Origin of the sequence: Shewanella sp. KJ2020 (assembly GCF_024197625.1) — a bacterium.
In the GTDB taxonomy this organism is placed as follows: domain Bacteria; phylum Pseudomonadota; class Gammaproteobacteria; order Enterobacterales; family Shewanellaceae; genus Shewanella.
The window spans coordinates 290,015-297,296 of record NZ_JAKUKD010000008.1; the positions used below are offsets into that span (position 1 = coordinate 290,015).

Genomic DNA, 7,282 nt, shown 5'->3' on the forward strand with positions numbered 1-7,282 from the left:
TACTCGAGTCTAAGCCAAGCCCAACCGACTGAAAAGAGCCCTAGGTACAGCTGCATTCGTATTCACAGATGTTAGCTCAGGCCAAAAGTGGGAATCGCGGCGCGCGACAAGACTCACATGCACGCTCTAGAGTGATTGCAACATAGCCTTGAGCTGTTGCCGCCAATCCTGCCACGCTATCGACATAAGAGGGTCTTGATGATCCTGTAAATTGCGTGTCTGTAAATTTGCTGCAGGTAACGCTGGCATAGCGATAAAATGCTGCAATTTTTCACTGCAAAGTGCACTGTAACTAGGCCTTAATGCAAGGGATTTCCCCAGCATTAAAGCCTTAGCTGCATAGCCTGCGCTATCGATGGGAACTATGGGAATTTGCTGGGTTAACAGCTTAAACTCAAGCGCTTGACGCTGGATCTCGCAGGCAAACTGATACCAACTACATTCACCAAGGCCCGCGTAATGGAACAACCCCTCTCCCTGCTTGAGGATCAACTGCCACACAGTGCACGCCAGCGCATCACTCCAAGTGGGCGAGCCGATTTGATCGTCAATCACATTTAGGCTCGCTTGGGTTTGCATCAGCTTAAGCATGGTTTTAACAAAATTATGCCCATCTTGGCCGTAGAGCCAGGCAGTTCTAATCACTATTGCGCGATCACCTAGCAATCCCAGTACCGCATCCTCGCCCGCCAATTTACTCTTACCGTAAACGGACAGCGGCAAAGGCGAGTCGGTTTCCAGGTAGGGTGATATTTTTTGCAGCTGACTGGCATCTGAGTTCACTGCGTTGCCGTCAAAAGCGCCACTAAAGACCCCGCCATTAAACACCCCGCCATTAAACACATAGTCACTGGAGATATGTACTAAACGTGCATCGAAATTAACGCATTGTTTAGCAAGAAGTTCAGGGCCGAGTGAGTTAACCCTGTAGGCGAGTTCTGGCTCGCGTTCAGCATCATCCACCCCATTGTAGGCGGCGCAATTGATGACCCAATCGGGGCGATATTCGCTAAATGCCTTTGCCACAGCCAACGCATCGCTAATATCTAGCTGCTCTCGAGTCAGGGGAATTAACCTAAATGACTGAGTGCTAAATGCCTGGGCAATAGTACTGGCCCTACGTTGCAGCGCCTTAGCCAGTTGGCTATCGGCCCCCGTGATAAGCACGGTTTGCGGCCCATTAGCCGTGGTATTCCCATGGTCAGCCAAGAGCTTATTTACCCTTGTTATCATTAAAAAGGGCGACCAAATCGGCAACGGTTTGATGGCCGCGGCCAGCTAAAAAGGCCAGCAATGCAGCTGGACTGCGATTAAGTAAGCGAGATTCGGGATAAGCCACTGCATCGATAATGGCTTGAGCGCAGCCGAACTCCCCTAAACTGAAGGCCACATGGGAGTCAGACCCCATAACCAAAATAGTCCCAAATTCCTTTGCCGCCTGAGCGATGGCGGTGCAGTTGGCTTCACTGCCTTTGCGGGACACCTCAAAGGAGGAATTATTGATCTCCAATGCCACGCCATATTCGGCGGCGGCGCGGGCAACGGCTTCAATATCGATGGGATAAGCAGGATTCCCCGGATGGGTAATGATATCGACCTTACCGCTCTTGATGGTATTGATCATCGCCTCCGTATGGGTTGCCTTATCCGAGGGTGGATAAACCGGTTCGTGAAATCCCGCGAGCACTATATCGAGCTGGGGTAAATAATCCCCAAAGTAATCAATCTCACCGTCGATATTTTTGATATTGGCTTCAATACCACGCAAAATCCCAACGCCATCCACCATGCGGGGCAACACCCTTAAATTCACAAAATGCCAAAAATGCGGCGCATCGGCCATGGCTGGCCCATGGTCTGTGGTGGCAAACAGGCGAATGCCCTTCTGCTTGGCCACGGCAATATAATCATGAATAGTGCTGTACGCATGGCTCGATGCCACGGTATGGGTATGAGTGTCGACTTGGTACTGCATGGTTCACCTCTGTCAGATAATTCAACCAATTAAATACATTAGAATTAGCTAAACAGTGACAACAACTCTTCGGCACTGCCTTGCCATGTTCCCTTACCTTTGCCCTCGAGAATACTGTCCGCCAAGCTTTGCTTATGTTGCTGCATTTCTTGGATTTTTTCCTCTACAGTTCCTTCGGCAATCAATTTATATACAAATACGGGCTTTTCTTGGCCGATGCGATGGGCGCGGTCCGTAGCTTGTTTTTCCGCGGCGGGATTCCACCAAGGATCGTAGTGGATCACCGTATCGGCAGCTGTGAGGTTAAGCCCAGTTCCACCCGCTTTTAAACTAATTAAAAAGACGGGCGTGTTCCCCTCCTGAAACCTATCAATCTGCGCTTGGCGCAAGCGAGTCTGCCCAGTGAGCTTACTGTAATCCATATTTAAGGACTGTAACTCGGCCTCGATCAGGGTCAACATACTGGTAAACTGACTGAAAATTAAGATCTTACGCCCTTCTTGCACCATCTCGGGTAAATTTTGAGTAAGCCAATTTAACTTAGCATTATTCTTCACCTTTTGCGCCTGCTCTAGCTTCACCAAGCGCGGATCACAGCAAGCCTGACGCAATTTGAGCAGTGCATCCAAAAACTCGATATGGCTGCTACCTACTCCCTGGGTCGCAAACAGATCCCGCAGCTTTTTCTCCATGCTTAAGCGGATGCTCTCGTAGAGATTGCGTTGATCCTTTTCAAGCTCTAAGGTCTGGGTAATTTCCGTCTTCGCCGGTAATTCGGTGATGACTTGATCTTTCGTTCTGCGCAGCACAAAGGGAGCGATACGCTGGCTTAATATCTTAGCCTTTTCACTATCACCATAGCGCTCGATGCTGTGTCTAAAGGATTTGTTAAAGAAGGCATTTGTGCCTAAGAGGCCTGGTAAACAAAAATCCATTAAGGATTTCAGCTCGCCGAGGTGATTTTCCAGCGGTGTCCCCGTTAGGCATAGTCTAAAGGGCGACTGCAATTCTTTGATGATTTGAGTCACTTTCGCTTGGGCATTTTTTATCTGCTGGGCTTCATCGAGTATGATATGTTCAAAATTATGTGACTGATAATATTCATTATCCCGTACCATTAATGGATAGGTCGTCACCACTATATCGTATTCGGTTAAGCGTTCGAGCAAAGGTTTACGCTGGGCACCGTGGATCACCACCAGCGTTAGCGAAGGGGCAAATTTAGCGGCCTCTTTAGCCCAGTTACCCACTAAACTGGTGGGGCAAATAATCAGGCTCGGTCCGCGACTCGCCCCTACGGCGCCAAATTCCCGCTGCTTGAGTAAAAAGGCTAAGGTTTGAACCGTTTTACCTAGTCCCATATCGTCAGCTAAGATACCACCGAGCTGATATTCCTTTAAAAAACAAAGCCAATTTAACCCTTGCTGCTGATAATGGCGCAACTTGGCCTTTAGCGTGTCAGGTACTGTAACCTCGACTACGCCATTAAAGTTTTCGAGCTTTGTCGCTAACTCAAGGACTCGCTGGCCATTGAGCAGGCGAATATCACTCTCAGCAAAGTCATTGAGTAGATGGGCGCGATATTTAGGCAAAGCGACGCTGTTACCCCTATGTCCATCGAATAGCTCTAAAATAATACTCACTAACGGCTTGATCACACTGGCTTTAACCTTTAGCCAAGTCCCATTTGGGCTTGGGAGCAACAGTTCAGCATGATCCGCGGGCTCTCCATGCTGTTTAAGCCAAGTGGCAATGAGGGGCAACATGGGAATGCTTTGCCCATCAATATCCGCATTGAGTGATAAGGAAAACCAACCTTCCTGGGAGTCATCCAATTCAATCGCCAACGGAGTGTCAACCACATTTAGGTTAAAATTATCGGCATAACATACTTGATAACCCCTGCTTTCCAAGATGGGGATGCATTGTTCGATAAACTGTAACCACTGTTTAATTGCCACGGGTACAGGACCTAAACTCCACAGACTGGTTAAGCTAGCGCTATTGGGGAGAGAAGAAGGGGCGAGTTCAACGAAGTTTAGGCCCATCAAACAATCAATCGCATCCTTTTCCAATGCGAGCTGCCGCACAACTTGGTAAGTTTTCCCTCCCTGAGTGACTAAAGAGAGTGCTTCATCGATATAGCGCCCACCCAGCACGACATCCTGATAGACAAACTCCAGCAACACAAAGGGCTGCACCAGAGTAAACTCAGGTAATGCCAATGACGTTAATGTTAAGCGGATCTGTAAGGGCGCGCGCAGTTCGACAAAATCAATCGCAAGGGGGGTTGGCACAGTTTCAACGGAAAAATGTTTTATCAGCTTGTGACTCACGGTTTCAATCTGCGAGCTAGGTACAGGCGGCATATGATTTAACAGCATTAATTTATCAATACCAATGTCTGTTTCTACCGGCCCAATCAGGAAGTAATCCAGTTCAATATAGGCTGGCGGCTCTGTGGGAATAAGCTCCCAGTTATCCTTACCCACGAGCACCAATTGCATCTGTTTATGCTCATTATCTATGTCATTCCAAACAAATGTCGGGCTTACGGGTTCTCCTCGGCTCAGGGCTATTCGACTTTCCTCCCAAAAACAACGCTCGGTTGCGAGCATTTTATCGAGGGCTACGGCCCCTAATTGTGCCTTTAAATACAGGCGAGAGGCGCCGTGACGGCGGGTAGACATAATAAGGTTGAGAATGAGCACATCTTCGGCCCCGATCCAGGCGGGCATAAAATATTGCACATCGGACAGGGCTATTTTAGACCCCTTGCTATAAGCCCCATTCTTGGCTAGTTTGCCGCGGCGTAGCTCGATAAAAACACCGTTGTCATCCTTCGACAGCACATAGAGCACCCTATCCTCATAGAGCTGTTCAACCTCATAAAGCTTAGGATCATCGGCCTCATCGAGTAAATGTAACCACTGGGCGATGCGTTGATCTTCAACGGTTTTATCACTGAGTAAACTGTAAAGTACGGCGGCAATATGTTTGCAATGTCCAGTCGCAGGACAGGAGCAAAAGCCATTCATAATCAATTTATGGTTAACGCTGAATAGGCGAATATCCTGACGATAGGGTGTTCGCTCCGTACCACTGACTTGCCCCTCAATATGGCGAAAATCGGCGTTGGCCTTTGCACTTATCACTCGCCCTTTCATCACATAATCACGGGCGCGCATCAGTGTTGGCGGAGTGAATAATGACTCGATAGCACTTTGAGTCAATTGGATAGGTTCTTGGGGGGACAAGCGATTCATCAGCAAAACCTTGAAACGACAAATAGCCATAGGGGCAATAGCGTGCTATTGCTCGCGGGCATTTAATAATGAGTGATTGGGATTGTATTGAAAGCCTTGGCGGAAAGCCAGAACCCCAGCATTGGGGACATACCTTCGAGCCCCAAAAGCGGTAACTCGAAGGTATAGGACGGGGAACTAACCGTAAATAAGAGCGGCTAAAAAAGCTTAATTATCAGGTTTTACTTTTCGTTTCCGCGATATAACGATCGACAAGCTTCTCCAGAATATCTAAGGGCACAGCACCATTTTTAAGCACAACATCGTGAAAATCCGGCAAATTAAACTTATCTCCAAGTGCCGACTTAGCCTTCTCCCTTAACTCCAGAATTTTCATCATCCCGACTTTATAGGCCGTCGCTTGGCCTGGCATCACTATATAGCGCTCAATTTCAGCGGTCACATCACGGTCGGACATCCCAGTGTTTTTCTTCATATAGTCAATGGCTTGTTCACGGGTCCAACGGCTATGGTGAATACCCGTATCGACCACTAGACGCACAGCGCGGAATAGCTCCGCCTGCAATCGACCAATATTATCAAAGGGATCCTTTTGGAAACCCAGCTCCCAAGCTAAACGCTCACTGTAGAGTGCCCAACCCTCAATATAGGCCGTAAAAGGCGCCATCTTGCGGATAATCGGCTGACCTTCTAACTCCATGGCAACGGCAATTTGAAAGTGATGCCCAGGAATACCCTCATGGTAGGCCAAAGTGCGCATACCATATTTAGGCGTCGCCTTGATATCATAGAGATTGGCGAAGAAACGACCGGGGCGGCTGCCATCAATAGCGGGCTGTTGATAATAGGCACCTGGCGCCGTTTTCTCTTTAAATTCAGGAATACGCACCACTTCCATGCCCGCTTGTGGACGAATACGGAAGGCATCACCGAGTCCCGCATTCACTTCATCGAGGATCCCTTGATAATCGACGAGGATTTGCGCCCTACCCGCATCGCTATCCTCGTAGTAAAACTTAGGATCGGCGGCCAATGCTTCAATCGCAACCGAGAAACCTTGACTCGCATCGTAGCCTTGGGCAGCTAAAATAGTCATGATCTCGCTCTGAATACGGTCCACCTCAGCAAGTCCTTTGGCGTGGATCTCATCGGCGCTGTAGTTAGTCGTGGTAAAAAACTTCAGTAACTGTTCATAGGCGACATCGCCGTTAGGCAGCGCCCAGTAACCGTCATCCGTCCCCGCTTTGGCTTGTAACTGGGTAAAGTAATCGATAAATAATTGATATGCAGGATGCACATAAGCTTTTATGTTCGCTTCAGCCGCAGCCAATAAACGCGCTTGCTCATCGGCACCGATATCCGTTTCAGCCAATTTAGTTTTGAATGAACTGTAGAGAATATTCTCTTGAATCGGGGCCGCGACAAAATCATTCATTTCGGTCAGTACCCGCTCAATCACAAACTTGGGCGGAATAATGCCCTTAGATTCGCGCAGAGTAAGCCCTTCCATGGTTTGGGCAAATTTAGTTTGCACTAATTGCAGACGGGCAAGGTAGTTTTCAGCATCATCGACAGAATGAACCTGATGCTGGGCCTGCATAAAGCTGGGATAACCATTTTGCACACCAAACAGCTGATTCAGCGGGTAATTATGATAACGATAGGGTTCGGATGCGAGGGCAAAATCGGCCAGATAGAGGGCGATATCCTTAGAAATACGTTGATTTTCATCTAAATCGGTATCTTGATAACTGAGCAATGTATCCCGCAGCACCCGCACTTGGGCAAAGGTTTTATCCATCGCCGCGGGGCTATCATCATCTAACTGTGCATTATGCCCTGTTATCCCAAAGGATTCTAAGAAGCCCAGAGAAGTTAAGGTTTCAGGGCTCTCAAATGCCATTTTGACAACACTTTGTCCCGTCCTAAGATAGGTTGACAGTTTTTAGGCCAGCTCCAGTAGCTGGCCTTTTCTATTGTGCACCTGATTAGGGGTTGCCATATTCAAACTCAGATGCGGTCTCATATCGTTGTATATTGC

At 48.2% G+C, this 7,282-nt stretch carries 3 protein-coding genes and 1 pseudogene; all 4 read right to left on the reverse strand.

Annotated elements, in window-relative coordinates; all coding sequences use genetic code 11:
* Positions 1 to 126 precede the first annotated feature (126 nt).
* Positions 127 to 1,233 carry a dTDP-4-dehydrorhamnose reductase gene (gene rfbD / locus MJO46_RS05520; protein ID WP_253988453.1) on the reverse strand — a complete coding sequence of 369 codons (1,107 nt, stop codon included), beginning with the start codon at positions 1,231 to 1,233 and terminating at the stop codon, positions 127 to 129.
* Positions 1,214 to 1,975: a phosphatase gene (locus tag MJO46_RS05525; protein WP_253988454.1), complete on the reverse strand. Its 762-nt coding sequence runs from the start codon at positions 1,973 to 1,975 to the stop codon at positions 1,214 to 1,216. The genes rfbD and MJO46_RS05525 overlap by 20 nt, the downstream gene beginning before the upstream one ends.
* 44 nt (positions 1,976 to 2,019) lie before the next feature.
* Complete coding sequence (locus tag MJO46_RS05530; RefSeq protein ID WP_253988455.1) at positions 2,020 to 5,241, reverse strand: DEAD/DEAH box helicase; 3,222 nt, start codon at positions 5,239 to 5,241, stop codon at positions 2,020 to 2,022.
* Positions 5,242 to 5,455: 214 nt separating this feature from the next.
* A pseudogene (locus MJO46_RS05535) lies at positions 5,456 to 7,159 on the reverse strand (DUF885 family protein); the annotation flags it as partial.
* Between the last annotated feature and the right edge of the window lie 123 nt (positions 7,160 to 7,282).